At 32.6% G+C, this 26,975-nt stretch carries 23 protein-coding genes and 5 pseudogenes; 21 read left to right on the top strand and 7 right to left on the bottom strand.

Annotation, left to right across the window (positions count from 1 at the left end):
• Nucleotides 1-254 precede the first annotated feature (254 nt).
• Nucleotides 255-685 (bottom strand): annotated as a pseudogene (locus tag AC1M36_RS21955) (cell wall hydrolase).
• A 141-nt stretch (nucleotides 686-826) separates the two neighbouring features.
• Between AC1M36_RS21955 and AC1M36_RS21960 the strand changes: the two are divergent.
• Nucleotides 827-1,318, top strand: a pseudogene (locus AC1M36_RS21960) (MFS transporter); the annotation flags it as partial.
• A 466-nt stretch (nucleotides 1,319-1,784) separates the two neighbouring features.
• Nucleotides 1,785-2,522 (top strand): YrrS family protein, encoded by a 738-nt coding sequence (locus AC1M36_RS21965; protein ID WP_479846196.1) that lies wholly within the window; start codon nucleotides 1,785-1,787, stop codon nucleotides 2,520-2,522.
• Between the two features lie 80 nt (nucleotides 2,523-2,602).
• Here the strand turns inward: AC1M36_RS21965 and AC1M36_RS21970 are convergent, their stop codons facing one another.
• Entirely contained in the window at nucleotides 2,603-3,136 is a 534-nt protein-coding gene (locus tag AC1M36_RS21970) for a GNAT family N-acetyltransferase (protein WP_336451113.1), read from the bottom strand.
• Between the two features lie 218 nt (nucleotides 3,137-3,354).
• Between AC1M36_RS21970 and AC1M36_RS21975 the strand changes: the two genes are divergently transcribed.
• Complete coding sequence (locus tag AC1M36_RS21975; protein ID WP_479846197.1) at nucleotides 3,355-3,861, top strand: DUF3189 family protein; 507 nt, start codon at nucleotides 3,355-3,357, stop codon at nucleotides 3,859-3,861.
• A gap of 34 nt (nucleotides 3,862-3,895) precedes the next feature.
• Here the strand turns inward: AC1M36_RS21975 and AC1M36_RS21980 are convergent, their stop codons facing one another.
• A complete protein-coding gene (locus AC1M36_RS21980; protein WP_479846198.1) occupies nucleotides 3,896-4,606 on the bottom strand; it encodes a hypothetical protein in 711 nt (236 codons plus the stop codon).
• Between the two features lie 572 nt (nucleotides 4,607-5,178).
• Here AC1M36_RS21980 and AC1M36_RS21985 point away from each other — a divergent pair.
• From AC1M36_RS21985 to AC1M36_RS22000, 4 genes are all read left to right on the top strand, one after another.
• Nucleotides 5,179-6,387 (top strand): MFS transporter, encoded by a 1,209-nt coding sequence (locus AC1M36_RS21985; protein ID WP_479846199.1) that lies wholly within the window; start codon nucleotides 5,179-5,181, stop codon nucleotides 6,385-6,387.
• A gap of 172 nt (nucleotides 6,388-6,559) precedes the next feature.
• A complete protein-coding gene (locus AC1M36_RS21990; protein ID WP_336451109.1) occupies nucleotides 6,560-7,450 on the top strand; it encodes a glycerophosphodiester phosphodiesterase in 891 nt (296 codons plus the stop codon).
• A gap of 159 nt (nucleotides 7,451-7,609) precedes the next feature.
• A complete protein-coding gene (locus AC1M36_RS21995; protein WP_479846200.1) occupies nucleotides 7,610-8,641 on the top strand; it encodes a serine hydrolase domain-containing protein in 1,032 nt (343 codons plus the stop codon).
• Nucleotides 8,642-8,737: 96 nt separating this feature from the next.
• Complete coding sequence (locus AC1M36_RS22000; RefSeq protein ID WP_479846201.1) at nucleotides 8,738-9,262, top strand: GrpB family protein; 525 nt, start codon at nucleotides 8,738-8,740, stop codon at nucleotides 9,260-9,262.
• 257 nt (nucleotides 9,263-9,519) lie between these two features.
• Here AC1M36_RS22000 and AC1M36_RS22005 read toward each other — a convergent pair whose 3' ends face one another.
• The gene (locus AC1M36_RS22005) at nucleotides 9,520-10,971 is read right to left on the bottom strand and encodes an aminotransferase-like domain-containing protein (RefSeq protein ID WP_336451106.1); all 1,452 of its coding nucleotides are present in this window, start codon (nucleotides 10,969-10,971) and stop codon (nucleotides 9,520-9,522) included.
• A 155-nt stretch (nucleotides 10,972-11,126) separates the two neighbouring features.
• Between AC1M36_RS22005 and AC1M36_RS22010 the strand changes: the two are divergent.
• The 12 genes and pseudogenes from AC1M36_RS22010 to AC1M36_RS22065 all read left to right on the top strand — a co-directional run bounded on the left by AC1M36_RS22010 (nucleotide 11,127) and on the right by AC1M36_RS22065 (nucleotide 19,750).
• Nucleotides 11,127-11,994 (top strand): annotated as a pseudogene (locus tag AC1M36_RS22010) (DMT family transporter).
• A 155-nt stretch (nucleotides 11,995-12,149) separates the two neighbouring features.
• Nucleotides 12,150-12,611, top strand: coding sequence for a GNAT family N-acetyltransferase (locus AC1M36_RS22015; protein ID WP_479846202.1), 462 nt, complete (start codon nucleotides 12,150-12,152; stop codon nucleotides 12,609-12,611).
• 49 nt (nucleotides 12,612-12,660) lie between these two features.
• A pseudogene (locus AC1M36_RS22020) lies at nucleotides 12,661-12,792 on the top strand (cytochrome C biogenesis protein); the annotation flags it as partial.
• Nucleotides 12,793-12,872: 80 nt separating this feature from the next.
• Nucleotides 12,873-13,322, top strand: a complete 450-nt coding sequence (locus tag AC1M36_RS22025; protein WP_479846203.1) for an NUDIX domain-containing protein — start codon at nucleotides 12,873-12,875, stop codon at nucleotides 13,320-13,322.
• A gap of 438 nt (nucleotides 13,323-13,760) precedes the next feature.
• Complete coding sequence (locus tag AC1M36_RS22030; RefSeq protein ID WP_336451103.1) at nucleotides 13,761-14,009, top strand: heterocycloanthracin/sonorensin family bacteriocin; 249 nt, start codon at nucleotides 13,761-13,763, stop codon at nucleotides 14,007-14,009.
• Nucleotides 14,010-14,169: 160 nt separating this feature from the next.
• The gene (locus AC1M36_RS22035; protein WP_336451102.1) at nucleotides 14,170-15,198 is read left to right on the top strand and encodes a serine hydrolase domain-containing protein; all 1,029 of its coding nucleotides are present in this window, start codon (nucleotides 14,170-14,172) and stop codon (nucleotides 15,196-15,198) included.
• Nucleotides 15,199-15,227: 29 nt separating this feature from the next.
• Entirely contained in the window at nucleotides 15,228-15,371 is a 144-nt protein-coding gene (locus tag AC1M36_RS22040; RefSeq protein ID WP_336451101.1) for a hypothetical protein, read from the top strand.
• Nucleotides 15,372-15,664: 293 nt separating this feature from the next.
• Nucleotides 15,665-16,873: an L-lactate MFS transporter gene (locus AC1M36_RS22045; RefSeq protein WP_336451100.1), complete on the top strand. Its 1,209-nt coding sequence runs from the start codon at nucleotides 15,665-15,667 to the stop codon at nucleotides 16,871-16,873.
• 224 nt (nucleotides 16,874-17,097) lie between these two features.
• Nucleotides 17,098-17,537, top strand: a pseudogene (locus tag AC1M36_RS22050) (NUDIX hydrolase).
• Between the two features lie 174 nt (nucleotides 17,538-17,711).
• Nucleotides 17,712-18,170 carry a hypothetical protein gene (locus tag AC1M36_RS22055; RefSeq protein ID WP_336451099.1) on the top strand — a complete coding sequence of 153 codons (459 nt, stop codon included), beginning with the start codon at nucleotides 17,712-17,714 and terminating at the stop codon, nucleotides 18,168-18,170.
• A gap of 102 nt (nucleotides 18,171-18,272) precedes the next feature.
• On the top strand, nucleotides 18,273-18,977 hold the full coding sequence (locus AC1M36_RS22060; protein WP_336451098.1) for a hypothetical protein: 705 nt from the start codon (nucleotides 18,273-18,275) through the stop codon (nucleotides 18,975-18,977).
• A gap of 263 nt (nucleotides 18,978-19,240) precedes the next feature.
• The gene (locus AC1M36_RS22065) at nucleotides 19,241-19,750 is read left to right on the top strand and encodes an NUDIX hydrolase (RefSeq protein WP_479846204.1); all 510 of its coding nucleotides are present in this window, start codon (nucleotides 19,241-19,243) and stop codon (nucleotides 19,748-19,750) included.
• Between the two features lie 412 nt (nucleotides 19,751-20,162).
• On the opposite strand, the gene AC1M36_RS22070 is transcribed toward AC1M36_RS22065, so the two are convergent.
• Entirely contained in the window at nucleotides 20,163-21,536 is a 1,374-nt protein-coding gene (locus tag AC1M36_RS22070; protein ID WP_336451096.1) for an erythromycin esterase family protein, read from the bottom strand.
• A gap of 398 nt (nucleotides 21,537-21,934) precedes the next feature.
• On the opposite strand from AC1M36_RS22070, the gene AC1M36_RS22075 reads away from it, so the two are divergent.
• Together AC1M36_RS22075 and AC1M36_RS22080 are read left to right on the top strand one after the other, a co-directional pair.
• Entirely contained in the window at nucleotides 21,935-22,912 is a 978-nt protein-coding gene (locus AC1M36_RS22075) for an LAGLIDADG family homing endonuclease (protein ID WP_479846205.1), read from the top strand.
• 271 nt (nucleotides 22,913-23,183) lie between these two features.
• Nucleotides 23,184-23,723, top strand: a complete 540-nt coding sequence (locus AC1M36_RS22080; protein WP_336451094.1) for a hypothetical protein — start codon at nucleotides 23,184-23,186, stop codon at nucleotides 23,721-23,723.
• A 1,036-nt stretch (nucleotides 23,724-24,759) separates the two neighbouring features.
• Here the strand turns inward: AC1M36_RS22080 and AC1M36_RS22085 are convergent.
• Both AC1M36_RS22085 and AC1M36_RS22090 read right to left on the bottom strand, forming a co-directional pair.
• Nucleotides 24,760-25,953 carry an alpha/beta hydrolase gene (locus AC1M36_RS22085; protein WP_431612975.1) on the bottom strand — a complete coding sequence of 398 codons (1,194 nt, stop codon included), beginning with the start codon at nucleotides 25,951-25,953 and terminating at the stop codon, nucleotides 24,760-24,762.
• 138 nt (nucleotides 25,954-26,091) lie between these two features.
• A complete protein-coding gene (locus tag AC1M36_RS22090; RefSeq protein WP_336451093.1) occupies nucleotides 26,092-26,943 on the bottom strand; it encodes a patatin-like phospholipase family protein in 852 nt (283 codons plus the stop codon).
• Between the last annotated feature and the right edge of the window lie 32 nt (nucleotides 26,944-26,975).

The raw sequence follows: 26,975 nt of genomic DNA on the forward strand, positions 1-26,975 counted from the left end.
TCCATCTGAATACGTATTGAATGTTGTACCTTTTTTAACCACGAAAAATCCCCTCCAAGTAATAGTGTAACATCCATGTATGTACATGGTCTTTTTACACTGTCTACTTAAAGGGGATAATACCACTAGCAAGGCTTTTTCTTTTGGCTAACTTTTGAAAGAGAAGAGGAAGTTAAAAATGTTTTAAAGTTATATTCATTTCTATAAGCCTCATTATTTGTAGTAAATCTTTGAAACACTAATAAAATAAACACTTATTTTCCAGCATATACTTTTGGACAATCTGCTTGCGTTGGTTGATAGAAACAATGCTCCTTGTATTGTCCTGCTAATGTCTGATTCCACCAAACGGGCGGACAATTTCCTGCGGGATTAAAAAACCAAAGGGAATTGGTTGCGGGATGCCCTCTCCAATATTCCAGACATTTTCTTGCTAGCTCTTTGTCAATTTCTCTTGCACGTTGATAAAAATATCCTTTTGTCACGGCTTCGAATGAATAACTTCCACCTTGTTGTTGATACACCATTTGCTCAATATTTGTAATTCCTTTAAAGTCTAAGCAATTGCACATTACTCTGTTCACACCGACATTTCCAACATCCCTTGTTGTCCTTCGCCTTCTGCTTCTGCTCTCATTAGACGAGCTAACAAGTTCACATCAGTTTCTGTGTACGCAATTCTCATTCATATCCCTCCATTCTCTTCATAAATATATGTAAAGAGAATAAAAAACACGAATTAAAGTTTGTGCAAAACAGGCAATTTCACGCACCGTATTTATATAAAAAATAAAATAATCCAAATTAACAAACCTATATAAACAGTTTTTTATTTCATGGAATGACGGTATTAACTGCAGCGATGGATTTACTTGAATTATCTTTTTCTAAAGAAATTCTTTCATTATCAGATAGTCACTATGGATTTCTAGTAAGTATTGCTGGTATTGGCTTTGTCGCCGGAGCTCTAGTAAACACCGTTTTTACAAAGAAATTAGCTATTTCATTTTTAATTGGTATCGGATCATTATGCATCTCGATTGGATATATCGTGTATGCTTTCTCAAATCATTTCTTAATAGCAGCTATCGGTTTCTTTATCCTTTCCTTTTCTATGGCCTTTGCTAATACGGGATTTTATACATTTTATCAAAACAATATACCTGTAGATATGATGGGGAGGGGCGGAAGTATGTATGAATTACTTATTGCGATTCTAACCATTCTTACAACTATAGTTTTTGGAGTTGCTACTCACTTCATTTCCATACAAGTAGTGGTTATTGTAGGAGCATTTGTAATGTTATTAATAACCATCGAAGACGAAATTATATTCAGGACGGTCATTGGATGCTAAAGAAATTTAATTTAATTTAATTTTCATATTGAAGTTAGTAAGAGTGTAAAAATATAAAAAGATGTGCGTACTAAAATGCACGTCTTTTTATATTCAATTGTTAAATGTTTTTATAAAAATAGATGAATTGTTGAAAAGATTGATACTTGTATTAAAAATAGTAAAAACATTCTAGCTTAACATTAATTTATTATTGAAATTCTGAATATTAAAATGTAATATAGAAAAGCATGTTTAATAATGTACTAATTAAAAAACGTATTTACAATAGAGGTTTATGTAAGTGATAAGGGGGAAAGAGGAACGACTATACATATGGAATTTTAAAGTTTATCGGCATCAAAAATATGAAAATAAACTTACTAGAGTCTAAAGTAAAGAAAACAACATACAGTTTCACTGTAACAGTTATATGGAGGTTTCAGGAATGGGAAATGAAAGTAGGTTTCGAGAAAAACAACAAAATCGTCGACAGCGAGGCGTTGTGAATATTGGATTAAGTTTAGTATTATTGGCGGTTAGCATGGTATCTTATCAGTTATTTTTTACTGATCAAACAAAAGGAAAAGAGCGTCCAGAAGAAAAGAAAGTAGCCCAACAAGCATCTGAAGAGGCGAAAAACAAAAAAATAGAGGAACAAAAAACAAAACAATCCGAAAAAGATGCATCAAAAGAACAAATAAACAAAGAAGTTGAAAAACAAAAATTAACAGAGCAACAAAATCAAGAAACAGAAAGCTTAAAAATAAAGGAAACAGAAAAACAGAACAATGAAAATCAAGTAAAAAAACAAGAAGAACAAAAGAATTATAGAATGGAAGAACAGAAGGCCAATAAAGAAGTAACAAATAAAAATCAACTGGACAAAAATACAGATCAAACAGAACAAAATAAGCAATGGGAACCAATTGGTACAGAACAAGGGACAAAGCCTGCCATGCAATTTAAAGAGGGAACGACAGATTGGAATGAGATGAAAAAGGCAATTTCTTACGCTGTCGATGTTCCTGAATCACAACTCATTTATGATTTTATTGGAAATAATGGAACGAATAAAGCATATGGAAATGTGCGAGATAAGCAAAACAATAAAAAATATAAAGTATATATTGATTGGGTGGAAAACAAGGGGTGGAAACCAGTATCAGTTCAGGCTATAAAATGATCATACCGATAGGTAGTCTACATAAGATTAGCAAATAAGAAAAAGACTCTCCCGAATGGAGGGTCTTTTTACATGAGTTACTATTTATTTATGTGGCTTTCTTGTCGTTTATCAAATACAAACAAATTAAGTTCTTCAGTATCATTAGGCAATCGAATCAATCGTTCAAACTGCAATCCTACTTTTTTAAGAAGCTTAGCTGAAGCATGATTATCTGGAGTAGTAATCCCTACAATACGATTTAGCCCCAGCTTATCTTTTCCATATGTCATCACCTCAGAAGCTGCTTCATAGGCATACCCTTTATCCCAATACTTTGGAAGAAAGGCAAACCCAATATCCACATCCTCTAAGGAATCTCTTTTTACTAGACCACAGATTCCAATTGGAACATGATCTTCCTTTCGTTCCACTAAAAAAAGACAAAAACCAAATTGTTCATACATACGAATCGGTCCATTCAAAATATAAGCCTTTGCGTCTTCCAGCGTTTTCACACCACGATCGCCTATAAACTGCAACCAAGAGGGATCATTCAAAAGTTCAAGGATAAACGCCGCATCATCAGTTGTTTGTAGACGAAGGGTAAGACGCTCTGTTTCAAGAATATTCAAAGGAAATACACCATCCTTTCAGTAATATATAATTATATCCTATCTAGATTGAGTGGGGAATAAGAATATCATCATCGTTATTCTTATCGTAGTTTTAGCACAAGGGAAAATTACGAATTAAAACAAGTAAGTTATAAAATCAAAGTGCCTATTGATTAGTAAATGATGAAATGGTGATACTAATAATTATTGAACGTAAATGACAAAGGAATGAGATTATGATTTTTATTTACACTGATTTTGGCGGGACACATACAACTTCACTTGCTGCAGCATACCATTTAAATAAACTTCCAACCGATCGAAAATTGACAAAAGAGGAAATTTTAAATGTGGATTATTTCAATAAACTCAAGACTTCAGACATGGGAAAAATCATTTTTCGCGGGCGAGACGAGGGGGGAAACCCAGTCTATACAATAGGGCATGGAACAGAAAAGTTGGTCGTTCCAGCGATGAAGAACTTAGGAGAGATCCTTCAACAACAATATCAAAACAATGAAAAAATTATCTTTTCAAACACATCGCCAACAGTTCCACTTCCGATGACATTTGGAGGCTTGTTTTCAAGAAGGTTACATATTGATTTTATCGGTGTACCATTACTCGTATGGGGAGCAAAATTGTGTTGCGATAATATACAACGACTTGTTAGTTATACAAAAGAAGCTGGTAGAATGACTAACGATTCCGTTGTTATTTTAGAAAACGAGACTTTCAAATAAAAAATGCAGGATTGTAATGGATCCTGCATTTCTTCTATATCAATTCAACTTTTTTTCGAATAACAATCTTATCAATATCGTCTTCTTCATCGCCAATGTATAAGCCACGTTCTTTTAAATATGTTTCAAAATATAAATCTGCTTCTGCACGTTCATCATAAGGTTTTACAGATAAAACAAACCCTAATTTATTTTGGTCCTCTAAATGTGAGGTAGAGATATAAGCAGGAGTATTATGGCGTAAAAAGAGTTCTTTAACAGGAATGATCATATCTTTCATTAATTTTGATAGCATGCTCATTTCAAACTCAAAGTTAAATCGATCAATGCTTGATAGATCAGCAAATACAACACCGATAAAGCCTGTATTAAATACCTCTTGAAATTCAGCATCTTCATTATCATAAAAATTCTTTTCAATTAAGTAATTTTTAAAATAAGCAACACCATCAGCTTGTTCAAAAGGTTTTGTTGAAAGCACGAAACCAATTTTCTTTTGTTTATGTAAATACACACAAGACATATAGGCGGAAATATTATGTTCTTTAAATAGAGAGCTTGTTGCTCCTGCAAGACCATCTAATACATGATGTACGATTTGTAATTTTTTACGAGCAAAATAATAGGATTTCTTTTGTAGTTCCAATGTATCAATAAACACAGAACCGATAAAGCCTGTATTTGAGATAGTAGGTGTATGCTTTTTTCTTCCTCTGCGCTTGTTTTGAGCCATTGTAAAAATCATCCCTTCAAGTACGATTGAAATAAAAAAGAACGTTTGTTCGTATATTTATATTTTACTATTTAATCGCTATAAAGTAAAGAGATTTTCATCAGAAAACAATAAAAAAGACACCTTTTAAAAGGTGTCTTGAACGTGATAGGGAAGATGTTTCAACCCACTTTATTCGTAATTTATATTATGAAACAGAGACAAGTTCTTCTGCATCGTCTACATCTAAATGACAATCCATTGTACGTACATCTTGATCTTCATGACTTCCGAAATAAATAGTAATTTTCATATGTATCGCTCCTTTATTCTAGGAATACCTAAAATAATTACTAGTAATGTTACTGCTTATTATATACCACTTTTTCCATTTCGACAATCCTATCCAGTTTATAAAATATCTTTGTGAATATTAAGAATTTTTGTTACGATACACTTAATTAAACGTAAGGGGGAATTAGCATGTTAAAAACTTTAAAAACATTCTCAAATGAAGGAAGAGGAGTGAATAGCATTTAAGCTAACTTAACACTCCTACTTCCGATTAAAAAGCAAATAACTAAATACGGAAAGTAGGAGAACGTTTGAAGAAATATACGCTAGCAAAACATAATATTTATATTTTATTTTGGGTTCATTTTTTTGGAACAATTAGCTTTTTACAAGCAGTTATGACATTATTTTATGTAGAAAGAGGATTAACTCCTTCCAATATTTTTATTGTATTAATGTGCTGGAGTGGAGCTGTTCTAATTGGAGAAGTACCCGCAGGGGTGTTTGCAGATCGATTTGGTTTAAAACTCTCTTTTATAACGGGGGCTTTTATAAAAATTGCAAGCATTTCAATTTTAATCTTTGCTGATAACATATGGTTATTTTGTTTATATAGCTTATTAAATGGTTTATCAGTCACTTTCTTCTCAGGTGCTGATGAAGCCTTAATCTATGAATCTTTAAAAGAAACAAATGAACAACATCTTATGGATAAAGCAATGGGTAAGATTCAATCAGCGAGCTTTATTTCAATGTTGATCGCTGTTGTTTTCGGATCTTATTTTGCGAGAGATTTGAAGGAAGAGCAATTTCTAATTTTAATTATACTTGGGCTACTGTTCCATTTCGTAGAATTGATTTTACTTTTATTTATAAAAAATCCAAAGGCAGGATTTAAATATAGTGGGTCATCGTATTCACAAGTACTCGAAGGAATACAAGTGATTCGAAAAGCACCTCAATTACTCATCATGTTCTTAAATATATCACTTGTATTTATTCCAGCGAGTGCAGTGTTTGACAACTATGATCAACTACTATTGAAAAATGCAGGAGTTCCTGTATTTGCAATTGGTATATTATATGCAATTGCTGCAATAGGCGGATATTTTGCATCCATTTCTATAGGATGGTTAACCCGAAAATTCTCTCGTATATTTTTATTGAATTTTTCAAGTGCATTAGCTGTCGGAGGTTTACTATTAGCAGCATGTTTTGGAAATACATTATGGATTGTTTTAGGAGCGTTTATTATCTTACGATTTGTAAGAGCAATAAGATATCCAATTTATTCACAGATAAGTAATGATATAATCCCATCACATGTACGTGCAACAACAATTTCATTGTTATCAGTACTTGATTCTATACTGGATCTAATTATTTTTGGTACGTTATCTTTACTTGCTGTATACGGATTACCTATTATGTTTATTGGATGTGCTATAATCGCACTAATAGGTGCTTGCTTACCGATTAAAAAAGGTATAAAGGACGTACCTACAAATATTGAATCGTAAATCATAGTAAAGTGACCATGCTTTCAGGTATATTCAATCCTTAGGGCATGGTTATTTATTATGTAGACCAGATGCTTTTATTACAAAGCTTTAATAACATGTTTATACGTGCTTAAAATTTATCGTGTAATATATATAAATAGAGTCCAAGGTTAGGAGTTAAAATATCACAATGAAAAAAGCACTTATTACCACAACTATTTGCATCTTGATAGGAATAAGCATTGCTGTTTTACAGCAAACAAACGAGAACAAGTATATAAAAGCTAAAAACCAACCAGATAAAGTAATAACAATTGCTCATAGAGGAGCATCCGCATATGCTCCAGAACATACAATACCATCCTACAAATTAGGTCAACAATTAAAAGGTGATTATATAGAAATAGATCTTCAAATGACAAAGGACGGGCACTTAATTGCTATGCATGATGAAACATTAAATCGAACAACAAATGGATCAGGATTCGTTAAAGATCATACATTAGAAGAAATAAAAAGACTTGATGCGGGTAGCTCTTTTAATACAGAACATCCCAATCTAGCAAAAGAAGAATTTAACGGTATAAAAGTACCAACGCTTGAAGAGATTATTGAAACGTTTGGCCATGACGCTCGTTATTATATCGAAACAAAATCACCAGAGGACTATCCCAGAATGGAAGAAAGGCTGTTAGAAACACTTAGCCAATCCCAACTAATTGATCCGACTGTTGTAAAGGAAAAGGTAATCATCCAATCATTTAGTAAAGAAAGTTTAAAAAAGATTCATAGTCTAAATCCTAGCATTCCTCTAGTGCAATTATTAACACACAAAACAGCAACGAGATTAACCAATGAAGACTTGAAGAAGTACAAAACTTATTGTGTGGGCTTGGGGATGAATTTTACATCTATGGATGCTACCGTTGTTCAAAAAATACAAGCACAAGGCTTAAAAGTTCACCCATTTACAGTGGATAAGAAGGAAGATATGAAAAAATTACTTGAATGGGGTGTAGATGGCATGTTTACCAATTATCCGGATCGTTTGCAGAATCTAATTTCAAAAAATTCATTTTGACGATTAAAATAGGTTACGTTAAATCATGCTTAGTTTGGAACCGAAGATTTACGAAAGAAGTAATATTAATTCATTTCTGCGAATAAAACTTGTTAATGATGGAAACTAGTAACAAAAAGATAAAATCAACGGCAAAAATACAATGACGGAAGGGTGCGTATGGAAAGAAAAATCGAAAAAGTTTTCAGGAGAACGAAAAGTTCAAAACAAATACATGAGTGTGTTCTACTTGTCGAAAACACAAGTGGAGATTTTTTATATAGTACCGGGTATGGAGGGAAAAATATAGATACACCATTTCTTATGGCAAGCATCACAAAATTATTTACAACCACTTGTATATTTATTTTAAGAGAGAAAGGCAAGCTGTCACTTGATGACGAAGTAACGAAATATTTTAAAAAGGAGACTTTGAATAATCTCCATATTTATAAAGGTCACGAATATTCTTCAAATCTTACACTCTTTAATTTATTATTTCAAACAAGCGGATTACCGGATGCATTTGAAGAAAGCAGTAATAGTGTTAAAAAAAGTGTCATCCATAAAGATATGTACATTGATTTTGATAAAATGATAACATTGACTAAGAAGTTGAAACCACACTTTGCACCTGGCACGATAAAAAGAGCTTATTATGCAGATATAAACTTCGACATGCTTGGAAAAGTAATTGAAACAATTACGAATTCAACATTAGAAGATGTATATAACAAGTTGATTTTTGTCCCCTTAGAGCTCAAAAATACTCATCTATTAGAAAATGAACACGATTTCGTTCCTAATTTTTTTTATAAAGATACTGCTCTTTCCCGTCCGAAATTCATTAAAAGCAGTCGCGCTAGCGGTGGTGGTATTTCTACAACTCGTGAATTAATGATATTTATCAAAGCTTTCTTTGGAGGAAAGCTTTTTAATAAAAGTATTTTTCATGAACTAAAAATATATAACAAATTACAAAGTTCAATGTTTCCAATTCAATATAGTAGTGGATATATGCGAATCCCATTAAATGGTCTTACAACACTTTTTATGGGAAAAGGTGAGTTGATAGGACACTCCGGCACAACAGGATCATTTGCGTTTTATTATCCTTTGAAGGATTTATTTTTTGTTGGAGACCTAAATCAAATGTCAAACCCTTCACTTCCTATACGCCTGGTGATGCGGCTTGCTATGTCGCTAAAATGATAATGCTAGAATCCATTTTGAGCGGTCTTTTATCCCGATGGATTCTTTTTACTGTATTAGGGAAAGAAATGAAAGGATGATAAGGAGGAAACGGTAGTGACTGAAAAAACGAGAACGATAGAAATCATGCCGTATAATACTAAATGGAAAACGGAATTCAAGAAAATTAAAATGATGATTGAAAGTTATATAGGTGATTTAATTTTACGAATTGAGCATGTAGGAAGTACCTCTGTTGAAGGCTTAGCAGCAAAGCCAATTATTGATATTGACGTAGTTATAGATAGTTATGATATTTTGCCTAATATTATACAAAGGTTAGAGAAGATAGGCTTTCAACATCAAGGTAATTTAGGAATTGAAGGACGTGAAGCTTTCCAAAGAACCTATAAAGATGATTTCATGAGGTATCATCTCTATGTTTGTCCAAAGGATAGTAAAGGCTATTTAGAGCATATCGCTCTACGGGATTATTTATCAACTAATGAGAACGCGCGGAAAAAATATGAAGAATTGAAATATAGATTAGCTGAAAACTATCGATATGATATTGATCGTTATTGTGAGGGGAAAACAGATTTTATAAAAGGGGGTTTGGATAAAATAATTTATAGCAAATAAGATAGTGTAACTTAAAAATCTTTCAAAGAAAATACGTTAATAATTGACTCTTTAACTGAAACAGTTCAAGCTGGAAAACATGTTAAAGGAAAAGGTGCATTCGTTGTAACTGGAAATGCTCCATATGAAATTTATTATACTGATTTCGCATCTGGCACAAAGGCCAAATGAATTCTTGAAGTTCAATAATAGATTACTGATATGAAAAACGATATTTATGCATCCGAAATCCTCTTCCTATAAGGAAGAGGATTTTCCTATGATTCCATTAATTCTCGAATAATTTCACTTAATTGATAGATTCCTTTTGTAAGATCTTCCACAGATGCATAGCCATACGAAAGTCGAATGTGCTGATCAGACTCTTCTCCATAAATACGTCCTGGGTTAAGGAGTATTCCTTTAGATAACGCCTTTGTGTATAGTTTTTTCATTGAGATTTTCGGTTTTATTTTTAACCATATAAAAAATCCACCACTAGGAACATTCCATTCTGCAATATTCTTACAGTATATATTCAATGCTTGAAGCATCACGTGTCTGCGCTCCTGTAGCTGTTTTCTCACAGATTCTACATGTCTCTCATATAAGCCGCTAGATAACCATTCAGCAGCAACTCTTTGTGATAAAGAACTAGAGCCATAATCCGTTTGCATTTTTATATCTGATAATCGTTCAATTACAGGTTCTGGACCGATAATCCATCCAATCCTTAAACCTGGACTTAGTGTCTTAGATAAACTACCGATGTATAATACATGTCCGTGTTTATCCATTGCTTTTAACGGGAAAGGAGGTGGTTCATCAATCCATAATTCTCGGTAAATATCATCTTCAATAACAGGAAGTCGTTCTTTCTCACACACTTTCAAAAGTTCTTTTCGCCGCATTTCTGACATTAAAGTTCCTGTTGGATTATGAAAACTAGGAATAGAATATAAAATTGTTTTTTCACTAGTAAATTTATTCCTTCTAAATAATTCACTTGGTATAGCTTTTGGGCAATCCAAGGACACTCCTGATAACCGCATTCCTGCTGATTGGAATACATGAAGCGAATAGAGGTAAGAAGGCTGTTCGAGTATAACTGTGGATCCCTTATATAGAAGACCAACAGATATTAACTGTAATGCTTGTAAGGCTCCAGAGACGATTAATATTGAAGGTGGCGAAACATGAATGCCAAATGAACTTACATAATTACTGATGGCTTCACGTAGAGGTAGAAAACCCTTTGGTTCTTCATATCCAAAAACAGTGAGATTTTTAGATACTTCTTGCATGACTGATTGCATTGTTTCTAATGGGAAAATATCAGAAGCAAGTTCACCTTTACTAAGATGAATGAATTTTTCATTTGATTCCGCTTTATTAATTTCTTGAACCATTCCTTTACTTGGTTTATGTAAACCTGCTTTTACATACTCATCCCAATTAGGCGGTGGGTCAGTAGCTAATAGGGTCCATGTATTATTGACCACAATTGTACCCATACCCATCTTTCCTTTGATTAAACCATCTGCCGTTAATTCTTCTAATGCAGTAATTACCGTACTTCGATTTACATCAAATATCTGTGCCAATTTTCGTTGGCTTGGGATTTTGCTACCTATGGGCCATTCGCCATTTGTAATCTTTTCTTTCATATAATCCATAATCTGTTGGTACTTAGGAGGTTGTTTTTTCAACTTTTGATCATACGTACTCATAAAAAGCTCCCTTTTTTCCACTAATGAACTGTAAAGTGGTTGGTTTTTTATTAAAGAAGTGGTTGAAGACATTTTATCAACGATTGAATATTATGAAAAGAAATAATTGGAAAGAGAAAAGTGGTTGGCTTTTCTATATGAAAGGAATGAATGATATGAAAAATAGTAAATGGAATTTCCGTATTTTATTCGCGCACTGCATTACGATTGTTCTTTGGGGTTCTGCATTTCCTGGAATTCGTGTTGGTCTTGAAGCGTATACACCGGAACACCTTACACTACTACGTTTACTAATCGCTTCATTCGCTTTATTTATTTTGGCAATCATAAGTAAAATGCGTCTACCAGAATTAAAAGACATACCAGTAATATTCATACTAGGCGGCTTAGGTTTTACTGTTTATCATATCGCCTTAAATTATGGAGAGCAAAGTGTGAGCGCTGGCCCCGCAAGTTTGATTGTATCAGTTACTACCCCTATCTTTACTGCAATTCTTGCTTGTATATTTTTTCGTGAAAAATTCAAATTATAGGGATGGATAGACTGGCATACTACTTATACTGCTTGCTGCATTTTCAGAAAGTCTATTCTTTGTCTTTCAAAAACCATTCCTCAAAAAGTATGGAAGCTTACCGTTTACTGTATATACGATATGGGCAGGGACTTTATTCATGCTAATCTTTTTACCAGGGCTCGGCTCTGAAATAGTAAAAGCTCCTATAGAAGTTACTTTTAGTGCTGTGTATTTAGGTCTTTTTCCAACGGTACTTCCTTATATCGCTTTAGCTTATATAACTTCTCATGCTGGGGCCTCTGAAGCAACGAGCTCACTTTATTTAACGCCAGCGTTTGCATGCTTTCTTAGTTGGATATGGTTAGGGGAAGTTCCAACTGTGTTATCTATACTTGGTGGTGGCATAACATTATTTGGCGTTATACTCGCACATATAAAAAGTGAAAAAGATCAAAACATATGTATTAAAAGAACAAACAATGTAAATAAATCACATTCGATGTTTTAAAATCTATATGAGAAAAAGGAGATTAATGGAATGAAACGAATATAAAAAAAGAATAAAAATGAATGAGGTTTTTTCGTACCAATTATTTTTGTAAATTCAATTCACATAAGTACTTTTCAACGATTTCATAATCTGTTATTCCAAAGGAGCTACATATGGCAAACATACAATTAAAAATCGTAACAAGAGAAAACTGGGAAGAAGCACTAAATTTGCAAGTATCCAACAAGCAAAAACAGTTTGTGCCACCTGTGGCTGTATCGCTTGCGAAAATATATGTAAAACCAGATGGCGATAACGTAGAATATATACCATTTGCTATATATGATAATGAAATTATGGTTGGGTTTATTGTGCATGCCTTTGATAGAAATACAGAAGATATGTATTGGATTAATGGTTTTTTGATTGATGAAAAATATCAAGGAAAAGGATACGGAAAATCTACTTTAATAGAAATGATTAAATGGATTACCCATCATTTCTCTCAGTGTAAAGAAGTTCGTCTAACTGTTCACAAAGAAAACACCCGAGCAAAAAAATTATATGAAAGCTATGGTTTTGTAGATCTTGGTCATGTTTATGATGGAGAAGAAGTTTATCGTTTACTTATTTAATTTTAATGAAGAAAAGGTGTGGAAACAAAGTATGCAATTTAGATAAATATGTAAAGTGGAAATAAGGTGTAAACGAGAAATAGTAAAAGAGGCACTGGCAGTTATTAAACGCATTCATCCCTACGAAACACCGATGATTTACATTATTCCACTACTAAATGGGTATTTCGGACAAATGTAATCAAAATCTATTCACGATCGTTATAGAAGAACAAAAAATAAATACTATAAAGCAGTTACTACATAAAGAGGAGGAACCTAATGAAAACAAAATTCCATTATATTGTAAGAGGGATTATTATAAAAAATAACAAACTTTTAATAGCAAATTACAAAGGGCATCATTCTTTTCTACCAGGTGGCCATGTAGAATTAGGAGAACCTGCAGAATACGCATTAATTCGCGAACTGAAAGAAGAAATAGGTATAGATTGTGAAGTTAAGCGCTTTCTAGGAGTGATTGAAAACGAGTGGCAAGATAGTGAGAATCTTCATTATGAAATTAACCATGTTTTCGAAGTTTATAGTAAAGACTTGTACAGTGATATAACACCGATTTCTAAAGAACCTCATTATTTGGAATTTCATTGGATTATCCCTAATAATGAAAATCTAATTACATATAAAATAATGCCCGAACCCTCTGTTCAAAGATTAATAGAAAAGGTACAAAAAGGAGATTTATCAAATTGTTGGATTAGCAATTTATAAAGCATTGATGAAGGGTACTGGGTACTTAAGTGTTAATAATACTGCATAGTACCCAACTTATTCTTAATAACCATTAAAGAGAGTCGTCATCCTCAAATAAAATAATTGATTCACCTTGATTGGACAAAAGAAGTACACTTCTGATCATGCTCCTACAAAGAATATAAGATCCTCATCTTAATTTCATATTTGTAAAATTTCTTTCATCATTTCATTTATAAAGACGAACCCAATATATAAGCTATCTAAAAATAGGCAACCGAACAAGGTACATCACCCAGTAAAAGCTCATATTTTGTTGTTGTACGTATTGCAATTAGTCTATATTTCTATATTTAGCGCTGTTTATTACGTAGCTTAAACAAGCAAAAGAATATTGAAAAACATCGATGAATTATGCTGGATAGAAGCTTTAACTTATAAACGGAGGTCATACAAATGAATGAATTTCAACAAGAACTGCAATCCTTGAACTTAAATGATTATCAAGCTGGAAATGTTGTGTATTGGGATCAACAAAATCAATATCCATATTATTATGTTCAAGAAGATGCTCGTCAACAATTCGGCGGTTGTGGACGCTGCGGTGGTTGCGGGCGTTGTGGCGGATGCGGACGTTGCGGTGGATGTTTCAGATGTTTCGGCTGCTTTGGTTGCTTTGGTTGCTGGAGCTGGTGGTTCATTTAAGTTTGAAACATGGGTGAATTTTGGATGAAAGAAAAGTGCATATACATGATTGGACTACAAAAGCACTTTTCTTTCGTTTTATAGAATAGAAAAATTAAAGGGTAATTTCTGTTTCCAATTTAATATTCGATATAGAGTTCATATCGAGGTGAATCATACATTGGATACATATCAGAAATTAGTTTCATGGGTAGAAGATATAAAAGAACGGAATGATAGTTCTGCAGCAGCACTTTGTATTATGAAAGATAATAGAATAGTACTAGAATACTATAGCGGCAACCATTCGAACTCTCCGAATAGCCAAAAGGTAACTGCCTCTTCACAATTTAATGTTGCTTCAGCTAGAAAGAGTTATTTAGGTTTAGCAGTTGCTTATGCACTATATGAAGGGAAAATAAAGCACTTGGATGATTATGCAGCAGATTATTTTAAAAACTATGATAAAAATTTGCTTGGTAAGACAACCTTAAGACATCTAGTAACTCATTCACATGGTTTAAATGAAAAAGAAGACGGGACCATTTATCGAGAATTCGAGCCTGGAAAAGGGTGGGCATATAGAGATATTAACGTACGTATGATGACACACCTTATTTATCAGCTATACAATAAAAGCTTTCCTGCATTATTAAAAGAACGTATCTTTATACCTGCAGGCTTTAAAGAAACCGGATGGAGAAAAAAGCATGATGAGAATTTGGTAAAAGTAATAGTAAATCCCTACGAAGAAGCAATTTGTAGTACTGGGATGTTAGATGATGGAACAGAAAAAAATCTTTTTGTTTCTGCCAGAGAATTCGTCTATTGGGGGAGTTTGCATTTAAATGAAGGGTATATAAACGGAAAACAAATTGTACCGAAAGAGGTCATTAAAATTGCAACAAGCCTTCAAAGTCCAAAATACGAAAACACAGACTTACCACAAAACGGGTGCTTTTGGTTTGTACAAAACATACCAGCTTTACAAAGCGAACTTGGCGAAAGAGTTCCTAAAGGTTCGTATCAAATATTAGGGAATACAGGACCCACGATTTTAGTTATTCCCGAGTATAATATTGTCGTTGCCAAAATGTATAACAAAAAATATAACTATGGAGGAGACAATTATCTGTATTATTTACGAGAATTTAGCAATTTAGTCGCTGATACATTTTGTGTCAGTAAAAATGACTCAATTAGGGCATAACTACTTTTATAAAAAAGGAGTGAGCCTGAATGAAAAAGCAGCCGAACAAAAATAATAAACAAAATGTAAAAGATATGAGTACCGAACAAAATGCTATATATAGTGATCCAAAAGATGCGGCAAATATGCAAACTGTTCCCCAGCCAAAAGATTATGAGGAAATCGAATATTAATTATACGACTTTCTTATGAAAGAAAAATACATCTCAAGCCCCATAAAAATAAAGATAGCATTTGGTACCATATGTATATAAGCATCTGAAAATGTCTTATCTTAACACAGCTTTTTTACAATAAACCCGTATATACTCTAGTCGACAAAAAGGCGTTTCTTAATGAAGCGTCTTTTTGTTTATTTTATACAAGATACAAATTTAATTTCCATTTTTAAATTCGTATCTTGTATTTCACCATGGACATACTAAATTGTGATAAATCATGTCATGATAAGAGAGGGACAGTTCGCATGAAACAAGCATCTGTAAATCCATGGCTTATTGTCCTAGGCACAATCATTGTGCAAATTGGTCTTGGAACGATTTATACATGGAGTTTGTTTAATCAACCTTTAGTAAGTAAATTTGGCTGGGAACTTCATGCTGTGGCGATAACTTTCTCAATTACGAGCTTTTCTTTATCATTTTCAACTTTATTTGCAGGTAAATTACAACAAAAAATGGGACTTCGTAAACTTATCGCAACGTCAGGAATTATTCTTGGGATTGGATTAATACTTAGCTCACAAGTTTCCTCATTACCACTACTTTATTTACTAGCTGGTGTCGTGGTAGGGTATGCAGATGGTACAGCATATATCACATCATTATCAAATTTAATTAAGTGGTTTCCAAATCGGAAAGGCTTAATTTCTGGTATATCAGTCTCAGCATATGGAATGGGCAGCTTAATTTTTAAATACGTGAATGGAAGGTTCATTGATACAGTTGGTGTTTCGGAAGCTTTTTTATATTGGGGCATCATTGTATTAATTTTAGTCCTTGCGGGATCTTACTTCTTGCGCGAAGCTGTGACAAATGAAACAGTATCTGAAACATTAAGTAATAACTACTCACCGAAAGAAATGTTGCGCACAAAACAAGTTTATTTATTGTTTTTTATGCTATTTACATCATGCATGAGTGGTCTATATTTAATCGGTATGGTGAAAGATATCGGAGTTCAACTCGTAGGGCTTAGTGCAGCAACTGCAGCTAATGCCGTTGCAATGATTGCAATTTTTAATACTGCAGGCCGAATTGTTCTCGGAACATTATCAGATAAAATAGGTCGATTAAAGATTGTCTCAGCAACCTTTATTATAATTGGCTTATCTGTTTTCACACTCAGCTTTATGAGTTTAAACTATGCTATTTATTTTACTTGTGTTGCAAGTGTTGCATTTTGTTTCGGAGGCAACATTACCATATTTCCAGCAATCGTGGGTGATTTCTTTGGTTTAAAGAATCATAGTACAAATTACGGGATCGTATATCAGGGATTTGGCTTCGGGGCACTTGCTGGTTCGTTCATTGGAGCGCTATTAGGTGGATTTCAGCCAACTTTCATTACAATCGGTATACTATGTATTGTATCCTTTATTATCGCTATTTTCATTCGACCACCGAGCAAAGAGAAAAAGAAAGCAACACAAAAGCTATATCGAAAAGTAGCTTAATCCATCTAAAAAGAGCCCCAAACATGAAGGCTCTTTTTAGATGGATTTAAATTTTTCATTCCCGGTTATTTTATGAGTTATAATTTACACGTAGAATACGTCTCACTAAATACTAATAAAGATATATTCGTTATTATTCTTGATAATAGTATTTTAAATTTAATAACAAGGGATACCTCATTTTATAGAGAACTGTATATTAGAAATCAACAAAAGAGGTTCCTATGAAAAAAGTAGCTGTAACATACGTATTATTTTATGATGAGTTTCGAGAAAAAGTATTGATGGTTAAAAATATAGGAGAAAATGGTTCTTATTTTACTTTACCGGGTGGTGCAGTCGAGGCTGGAGAAACACTCTAGAAGAAGCAGCAATTCACGAAGTAAAAGAAGAAACAGGGTTAGATATAGAGGTAAAGGGGATTTTCGCAATAAGTGAAGCGTTTTTTGAAGAAAAAGGGCACCACGCTATATTTATCAACTTTGTAGGGAAAATTGTTGGTGGAGAAATACATATATCAAGACCCGAAGAAATCGAGGAAGTTAAATGGATGGAATTACAAACTGCAGAAACATATTTACGACTGCCGGAACATGTAAAAGGTCTATTGCAAAGAAAAGAAACTGTACCATATATTTTTAATGGAACAATTATTCACAAGTAATAAGGCTATAATTTCAAGATGAAATCAGTATAAGATGAAAGATACTTGATAACCAAGAATACCTCACTGAAAATAAATTAGAGCAATCGACTCAACATAGTGATGAAATAAAAAAGCAAATCGTAACCTTTTAATTATTTTGTACAGGAAAATAGGGGATTAGAGAGGAGAACTATGCAAGTATATAGCGAAATATTTACAGACGAAAGACTAGAGGAACTTATCCTGAATGAAAGTGGAGAAATACTAGAAAATTTGAATAACAAAGAAATGTTTATTAGTAGTTTCATTGACTATTTTAAAAAAGAATACGGGAAATCGGCATGTAATTACGTTGAATTATCCGATATTGATAGTCCAGACTATACTAAAATTGAATTAATAGAGAATAAAGTGATTGTTACTGCTTCTTTGTTCGCAGGATTGTCTATTTGGTTGGATAAAAAAGCGTTAGGAAAGGTAACAGCTACTCTAGAGGGTGTTTATTCGTTTATATTGATCGATAAAGACGACAACATTATTACATTAGATGAAAAGTTACATCTAGAAGAGAGTTCTTTTGCTATTATAAATTTTAAAGTAGAAAAGCTACAAAGTATCGATCAATATTTTGATGACTATACGATTATATAAGTAATGATTGCTTTGCATTAATATTAAAAACGTCTTATATATTTTCTTGTCGTTATTACAAACAAATAGTACATAAAAACAAATGGAAAAAGGGGTAAAACCATGGATTATAACACATTTCTTAAACAAGTCATTAATGGAGATTGGGAGTCAACTCAAAAAGGTTTTATTGTTTATACTCCTGAAAAAACTATTGAATATTTTGAAGATATCTCAAATGAAAAAGATATATTTTTAGCTGATTTTAAGTATGTTGAAGATTTATTTTTTGAGACATGTTCTAATGTCATAGAAAAATTTTCTCATTCCGAAAATAATAAAGATGTATTTGTACTCGCATTGTATGTCGATACTGAGGGAGGCTATTTTGGTATATCAATAAATACCGAACAGGCATACCGAAAGATAGTTGACAAATGGTATTCTGATGAATCAGAAAAAGAGCTTAATAGCTTATATGGAATTCGGTACCATGATTCATCATTTCCGTTTACCTTTTTCAATGAATTAACCACCCCACAATTAGAAGAAATCTCAAATGCATACTATTGTATAAATACGGAGCATCCAATACTTAATGTTGAAAGAAAGATAGCATTTCATAAATCGTTTTTTGAAGAGCAGCTGGTTTTAATAGGAATCAATGTAATGAATAGACTTAAAAACACATTTTCGTTGTTGGATACAACAGAAGATTTCTTTGCCTATGTAACTCTACATGATGTTGGTGCTGAAGTTTACGAATTGTTAATTAAAAAAACGGTTCCTCATTCATTGTTCAATAAGCTATTTCCAGAAAACAAATGAAACTAACATAAAAATAAAAAGTATTTCTATTTGAGATACTCTTTATTTTTATGTTATAGACAATAAAAGAAGTGGTTTGGATAAATTCGAAAAAGAAGTAAGAAGCTAGCAAATTAAAACGCGGGGAAGAATCGACGGAAACGTTAGGATAATTACTAAAAATATAGAAATGTAGATGTTAAAATTTATCTTTAAATGAAAATAAAAAAATATAGTTTTATTTGTTAGAATTAAATTTAGATTTATAAAGGAGAGGGGAAAACTTGTACAAACACACTTTATGTTTTATTAGAAGAAATGAAGAGATACTCATGTTAAACAGAGAATACGATCCTGTTAAGGGATTATGGAATGGTGTGGGTGGTAAAATAGAGAGCGGAGAAACGCCATTAGAAAGCGCAATTCGCGAAATAAAAGAAGAAACGGATATTGACGTTAAAAACAATCAAATTCATTTCAAAGGTATCATTACATGGGAAGTAGATCATACATATTCAGGTGGCATGTATGCGTATGTAGTAGATGTGTCTAATAATTTTTACTATGAGACTCCTAAAAAGACAACCGAAGGAATTTTAGACTGGAAAGACGTATCATGGATACTTAGTGAATACAATTATGGGGTAGGGAAGATGATACCTCACTTTCTACCTAAAATGCTCAATGAACCTCATGTATTAGAACATAAATGTGTCATTATAAATAATACATTAGTAGAATATGACTGCAAAGAATTTAACAGGTTAGACAACTCACGTATAAACAATATATAGTACACGCCACTTTAATTCGAAAGAGAATTAAAAAGCAGCAGAATGAAACGAAACATTACAAATTTGTAATGTTCATGTCACCTTCTCCAATAGCACTTAAAAACATCCTGCTTATATACTTAAGATAGATTTACAAAAAGAGGGGTGTGGGAAAATGCACGAAGTAATTGGGGAAGTAGTTGTTGGTCTATGTGAATTCGTTTTTGAGGTATTTGCTTACGGAAATACAAATGAGGAGAAAAAGGAATAATCCCATCTGATTTGTATAATACATAAGATTCTTAAACACCTATATAAAGGGTCTTTCCTTAGACATTAAAGGAGAGAAGAGCTTTATAGAAAATCACTATATCTTTTATAAAGAGGTATACATAAAAAGCGCACCAATGAAATATATGGTGCGCTTTTCGTTTTATTTAATCTGAGAAGGCGTGATATGCTCTAACCAGAGAATCCCATCATATTGTTGATTAGGTATCATAATTTCATCTGTTGCTCCCCAATACTGTCCTATAATCGGCGTATACATCCAAGAAGTTTCAGGGCGATTTTCCTCACCTTTTAAATTTACAAATACTTGCGGATGGTGCGCAGCTTTTAAAATTTGCTCAATGCTATTGGCTTCATGTTTTTCCTTTACATAGATAATAGTTTTATTATCTGTAGAGTCTAGGCTACTTCCGCTATATGCAAACAAACCTATAGTATACATTTGGTCTTTTATACGCTTTGGCAGATAATCCATCATGTTTGGTCCTACGAATCCATATTTGTAGGTTTCAGTCCAATCTTGAATCATTTTAGAATTTTGATTTCGAATATGATAATTATGCCCCCAAACTATTGTTTTTTCACCTTTAAATTGCAGCTCACTAAGCCACGCTAAATTTTGCGCCATTTTTTGATCACGTGAGTATAACGAATAATTATTATAGTTAGCGTAATCAAATGGGATTCCAAATCTCGGTTTTACTTCATTTGGAATATGCGTTTTCAGCGTATCAATTCGAATACTGACTGATTTTTCTAGAAGTTTTACATCATAGGATGCTTTAGGCGCTACTTGTTTTAAATCATTTGAATGCTGTTGAATGAATTCTTTTACTTTTTCGTATTTAAGCAAAAGAGAAGACTGCATCGTTTGGAATTCTTCATAAGAAGAAACGGAACGGTATTTTACTATTTCATCTTCCGCTTCTACGAGAAGTTTCCCTATTTCAGGATTCAATTTACTAATCCATTCATTTGCAGTTGTTGTAAATGTAGCAGTAGAGGCATTCCACGGTATTTGTATATCGAATCCCGTTAAAATAAGGGGCGTTCCTTTTTCTTTTTGTTCTTTTATGTATTGAAATAATTCTTCCACATCTTCTGTATGCCATACTCCAGAAATAGCTTTCTTCATAGCTTGTTCAGCTGTTAAATCATCTATATTTTGATACACAGCATTTGCTTCTGCAAAGCCTGATTCAAATGCAATCACATCATAACCCATTTCTTCATGCAAATACTTAATCATCCGAACCTTAGATTGATTCATTTCGGTTGAACCATGAGTAGATTCACCTAATAAGACAATACGTTTGTCTTGTAAGTTTTTCTTTAAAAAAGATAAATCCTCATTAGAACTAGCAGTAGTTGGTTCCTGTAATTTAGCTGCATGTTCACTAACCCATTTCTGCCATTTTTGTTGATCAGCAGGTAATTCTTCAGCAGATGCCATTGTCGAAAACGTTGTTAATGCGAATAAAGTAGTTACGAAACCTTTTTTCCATTTCGAAAACACACATACCCCTCCTAAATTTTTATAACCTTTATTATATAAATCTAATCATCTAGGATTCATGTAAACAAAATAGATACAATTAGATTTATACATCTATACTAAAGGATATATTTTATACAAATCAAGAAGAAAAAGGGGATATTTCTGTTTAATTTAAAAATTCTATAAATTAAATGATCTAAAAATAATTCTCAGAAGAGAACTCGAGGAAATACGCTATATAGTTACTACAAAAATAGAGCAGATAGCAGCAGAAAAGAGGGAGGGTATGAAGATCTACAGTGAATAAAAATGTTACTCCAATTCCACTAGTTAAAATAGACAGAACATCAGTTCTTTTATATGATATAGAAGAAGGTGCACACCTAATTTAAATCTATTGAAAAGAGAGAATCAAAATGGTTGACAGGAGCAAAAAGAAGTCTAAATGTACACTGGAAAAAGATGAAATGATTAAGCTTTATTTAAAAGGGGAGAGCACGTCAAATATCGCAAAATTAGCTAATGTCTCACCTAGATATGTTCGGATGGTTTTAACAGATAACAATGTTGAAAAGCGAGCAAGAGGGAGCTGGAAACGCAAATATAATGTAAAGGAAGATTACTTTAAGTATTGGTCTAACAACATGGCGTACATTTTAGGTTTCTTCATTGCAGATGGTGTCATTTTAAAGGATAACCAAACTGTAAGTATTTCTCAAAAAGAATCCAGTATCTTAGAAGATATAAAAATAGAACTCAATTCAGACCAGCCACTGTATCAAAACAAAAAAACTGGTGTTTACATGTTAAATTTAAATAGCAAAATAATGAAAAGCGATTTAATGAACTTACATGGAATCACGCCTTGTAAATCAAACAACGTACAATTCCCATTTGTCCCACAAGAGTATCTACATCATTTCGTTAGAGGATATTTTGATGGAGATGGCTATGTAAATTACCCAACGTATACAGTAAGTTTTGTCGGGGGATCATATAGCTTTATGCATTCCTTAATCCAAATCTTACAAGAGCGAAACTTCAAACCAAACTTCATAAATAAAAAAACTCATTATCGTGTAATTCTCAGCGGGCGAAAAACAATTAAACTTTTCTCTGATTGGATCTATAAAGATAAAGAATTATTTTTGCAAAGAAAATATGATATATTTCAAATGGAAACCTCAGATTCGGAACAATTACATGATAGAAAATTAAAGAGAACAAAATCGGCTGTCGCTCAAAGAAAAAATGATTTTCTTATACAATATCAGAAGTACAAATCTATAAATAAGTCTTGCGAATACCTCAGCATTAGCAAATCGACATTTAAAAGTTGGTTAAAAAACGATTTAGAATTCAAAAATCAATTTGAACAAATTCATTCAAATTAAAATCCTTTCAAAGATTAGTGTGTTGCGTTCTGACACTAATCTTTTTTATTAGGTAACGATCAAAAGATGTTTGGCGACACAAAACTACCAATCAATGAATCATTGATATTGCAACAATCGTAGCAATTTAGTTGGGACTTATATGAAAAAGACGGTTCATGTTGAGAAAAAACAATCGATTTGCATCATTAAGCAACAGTGGAATTTATTCTAGAATATTATGTAATCATTTATTTCAATCATTGTATAATATTCAATAGGGAGTGATTGAATGATAGTACAAATGAAAAGACAGGAGTTCGATTCCTTAGCTGATGAAGCCTTGCTTAATGCTTGTTTTAAACCGTTGATTCTGGAGTATAAAAAAAGAATGGCTAAACAACCAGAAAATAGTTACATTTCAAAAGAACTTTTTTATAAAGAGCTAACCGCTGGACAGAAAGCGTTGTTTGTATTTCATGTATATTATGATCATGCAATTGAATCAAAGTGTGAGTTCTATTGGTGGAGTGCCTATTTTAGGGCCCAACCTAAAATTTGGTCAGCAATCAAAACTGGATTACAGTATTTTGGGGAAGAGCCCATGTATCTGCTCCTAGAAGAAACTGAATTAGTTCTTAAAAAATATAATTGTCCCAATACTTTAGAAAAGTTTGCTGTTACACGTGAGAATCTTGACAGTACTAGGGAACTCTCTGAATCAATTAATCCTTTGCATATCAAGTTTAATGAAACAGCTCGTCTTACTATTAAGAGAATAAGTGATTTTATACGATACAACCATGAGAATTTTCTAAAAATCGAAGACTAAAATGATCAATCTTTTTTATAGAAATTAATCGTGTGTAAAAAGTTAACCCACTCATTTTGATCAACCTTTTTTCAAAATGAGTGGGTTTCTACTATTGTAAAATCAACGTTTGTAGCTCACTTTTGATCAATCTTTCTTTCAAAGCTACATCAGGTGGTTTATTTGTTTTTCTCGCTGAATTATCTGATACATATTTATATAATAATCCTAAAAAAAACAGAAGAAGGTATTCTAGACTGGAAAAAGATTTCTTGGACTATAGATAATAAGAACTTAGGGGTTGGTGAAATGATACCGGCATACTTACCAATAACAAATTATAGGACAGCACAAACTTGGGTACTAATTTAGTTGAAGTATCATATACATAAAAGTCCCCAAGTTTGTGTCGCCAGACAAAAAGAGGGGTAAATACAATAAAGATAAGTTACTTTCATTTTTACAGTTAACATAATATATATTATAGGTAGTTATAGAAAAATAGTATTTCTCTGTCTCTAAATGCAAGTAAACTATACAAATTGAGATGAAACGGAGATTTTTAATGAAATTCGCTTTAAATATTTTTCTTTTAAAATTCCTCAGTTTTCATTGCTAATTTACGATGAAATTTCTCACAGCAATTTTCAAGTTAAAAATCAGTTGAATTATAAATGTTCCAGATGGCCATAAAATTACGACACGATCAATTAAATAATTTTCATTTTGTTATTAAAACTATTTAAAATTCGTACATGTAAGTTTTTCTCCAGTATTTCTACAGTTTTTCATATTTATATCCCGTTTATTAAATATGGTTAAATTTAGGGTTTTCTATACAATCTTATTTGTTTGCTTTGATTCTTAATCTTAGTAATCTATGATTACTTATAATTATTTTTTGTATTTTTACATGTACATTGCATTGATAAATATAGCGCCTCTTCTCTATTTTCCACCTATATTAAGACTATATATTCATTTAATACATTCAAAAGCGATTTTTAGACATTAGCAACAATCCCAATTCATTCATATTTTCCCTCTCCCTTTCTTTTTAAGATAACGTCCTTGAATGTTTTAACGATACTATCCCCTCAGCAAGTTGCTCTCGCCACCAGATTTCGTCGTGACCGCCTTGAAACTCACTATAGATAATTTGGTATTCTTTTTCTCTAAGTGTCTTAGATAGGCTTCTATTAGCTTTTAAAAGCGGTTCGTTCTCAAGTGTTCCAGCCGCCATATACATACGTAATCTCAGCGTATTACTAATTGATAAAAATTGTTTCTCCATCCAAGGGATTTCTTCTTCGTGACCATCCTTTTTCCAATATACAGAACCTGACAATGATAGTACATTCCCGAAAATATGAGGATTCTTAAGTGCTGCATAAAATGCCGCTAGGCCACCGAGGCTTAATCCTGCAATTGTTATGTGCGAAGGATCCTTATACACATAATATTTCGCTTGAATCCAAGGAAGTAGCTCTTCTATTAAAAACGTGTTCATTTTATCGTTATAAGTAAGTTCCTGCAATCGATCTACGTGCTCAATTCCAACAATAATACACGAAGGTATTTCTTGATTATGAATGAAATGATCAAGTGTTGCTGGCGCTGAAAGATTTTGCATAAATGAGTTTCCATCAAATGTGATGATAAGATCTTGAAGGCTTGATGTAAGAGAATAACGATGAGGTGTGTAAATATGGATTTTTTGTGTATTGCCTAAAATAAAACTGTAAAAAGAATATGTTTCAACTTTTCCCTGAGGATAATAATTTTTAGGGAATCTTTTATCGTACTGCGTTTCCATTCCTATTTCTAAAATAGCTGCTTTATCTGTTCCTCCTCCGAATATATGACTGTTAAATGGATCTAATTGATACTGTTTACTACGCGCTACCCAATTGTTTTCAAAATAATCATTAACTGAAAAGTGATAGGTAGAAATAAACTTTTTATTCGTTCTAAATGTTTTGTACCAAACATTCGTATCTAAAAGCTGTTCGAGTTGATTGGCATCAAGGTCCCAACCAGGATAACTACCAAATACATAAACATTTTCTGTGTCTTGATCGCCTAGCCATATGTAAGTAATAAGATGATACTGACTATTCATTGGACAAGTTTCTATAAATGGCGTCCTATTTGTTTTGAGTTCATTTAAAAATGTGTGATAAGCTCGTATATCTCCGTTAATCAATTGATCTGTAAGTTCTGCTATCTTAGAACTTAGTATTGACTTCATTCCTCTTCCCTCCAATATCGCATTATATAATTAATACTTCTTTCTTTATAAATAAATCCCTATATAGACATGGTACTAATGTTGTATAATTTATGAACAAAAAAACACACAAACAATATAGTCTGTGTGTTTTTTTGTTCATTTCTCTATCCATTCTAATAACCGCTCATACTGATCCTTTGCATCCTGATATCCAAGATTATATAAATTAACAAGCTTATCCTTATTTCTTTCAATCCCACTAACAGGAAGTTGTACACTTGGTTGAATGACAAAGAAATTCTCGTTTTGTGGATCTGAAGACATATAGGAAATGGTTTCATTATAGAACCGATAATGTTCTACTAACAGTTCAGAGACTTTCGGGTATCGTCTATATAAATATTTCGCCATAGATGAAAACTTATTACGCTTTTTCACATACCCTTCCGGTTTCGTCATAATAACAACATTCTTTTGATATCCGTCTATTTGCGCCTTTCGAACAGGAATAGGATCAATAATTCCCCCATCCAAAAGCTTTTTACCATCATAGTCTACAGCTGGAGCAATAAATGGTACAGAACTTGATGCACGAATAATTTTTAATATATCATTCCCGTGCTCTTGCTTATTATAATAGACAGCTCCTCCTGTCTCACAATCCGTTGTTCCGATAACAAATTGCTCATTTGTATGTAAAAAAGTTTGAAAATCAAACGGTACAATTTTAGTAGGCACTTCATCAAAAAGAAAATCCATCCCAAACAATTCTCGTTTTCGTATGAAATTTCGATAAGATATGTAACGATGATCAGAAACTAACTCTGTATTTACTTTTTTATTTCTTCCCTTTTGGCGAGATACATAAGTTGCCCCCATGCATGCTCCTGCTGATACTCCAACTACATATGGGAAAAATAAATCATTTTCCATAAAGTACTCGAGTACACCAGCTGTATATAATCCTTTCATGCCTCCGCCTTCTAATACTAAACCGATATTTTTCATGTATACTCCCTCTGCGTTTGTTTCTTAATTTT

This window comes from Bacillus sp. Medicinal_06, from assembly GCF_056711665.1.

Coding starts and splice junctions, on each gene's coding strand:
- AC1M36_RS21965 (WP_479846196.1), top strand. CDS start 1,785: ATGGGAAATGAAAGTAGGTTTCGAGAAAAACAACAAAATCGTCGACAG.
- AC1M36_RS21975 (WP_479846197.1), top strand. CDS start 3,355: ATGATTTTTATTTACACTGATTTTGGCGGGACACATACAACTTCACTT.
- AC1M36_RS21980 (WP_479846198.1), bottom strand. CDS start 4,606: ATGATTTTTACAATGGCTCAAAACAAGCGCAGAGGAAGAAAAAAGCAT.
- AC1M36_RS21990 (WP_336451109.1), top strand. CDS start 6,560: ATGAAAAAAGCACTTATTACCACAACTATTTGCATCTTGATAGGAATA.
- AC1M36_RS21995 (WP_479846200.1), top strand. CDS start 7,610: ATGGAAAGAAAAATCGAAAAAGTTTTCAGGAGAACGAAAAGTTCAAAA.
- AC1M36_RS22005 (WP_336451106.1), bottom strand. CDS start 10,971: ATGAGTACGTATGATCAAAAGTTGAAAAAACAACCTCCTAAGTACCAA.
- AC1M36_RS22015 (WP_479846202.1), top strand. CDS start 12,150: ATGGCAAACATACAATTAAAAATCGTAACAAGAGAAAACTGGGAAGAA.
- AC1M36_RS22025 (WP_479846203.1), top strand. CDS start 12,873: ATGAAAACAAAATTCCATTATATTGTAAGAGGGATTATTATAAAAAAT.
- AC1M36_RS22030 (WP_336451103.1), top strand. CDS start 13,761: ATGAATGAATTTCAACAAGAACTGCAATCCTTGAACTTAAATGATTAT.
- AC1M36_RS22040 (WP_336451101.1), top strand. CDS start 15,228: ATGAAAAAGCAGCCGAACAAAAATAATAAACAAAATGTAAAAGATATG.
- AC1M36_RS22045 (WP_336451100.1), top strand. CDS start 15,665: ATGAAACAAGCATCTGTAAATCCATGGCTTATTGTCCTAGGCACAATC.
- AC1M36_RS22055 (WP_336451099.1), top strand. CDS start 17,712: ATGCAAGTATATAGCGAAATATTTACAGACGAAAGACTAGAGGAACTT.
- AC1M36_RS22060 (WP_336451098.1), top strand. CDS start 18,273: ATGGATTATAACACATTTCTTAAACAAGTCATTAATGGAGATTGGGAG.
- AC1M36_RS22075 (WP_479846205.1), top strand. CDS start 21,935: ATGGTTGACAGGAGCAAAAAGAAGTCTAAATGTACACTGGAAAAAGAT.
- AC1M36_RS22080 (WP_336451094.1), top strand. CDS start 23,184: ATGATAGTACAAATGAAAAGACAGGAGTTCGATTCCTTAGCTGATGAA.
- AC1M36_RS22085 (WP_431612975.1), bottom strand. CDS start 25,953: ATGAAGTCAATACTAAGTTCTAAGATAGCAGAACTTACAGATCAATTG.
- AC1M36_RS22090 (WP_336451093.1), bottom strand. CDS start 26,943: ATGAAAAATATCGGTTTAGTATTAGAAGGCGGAGGCATGAAAGGATTA.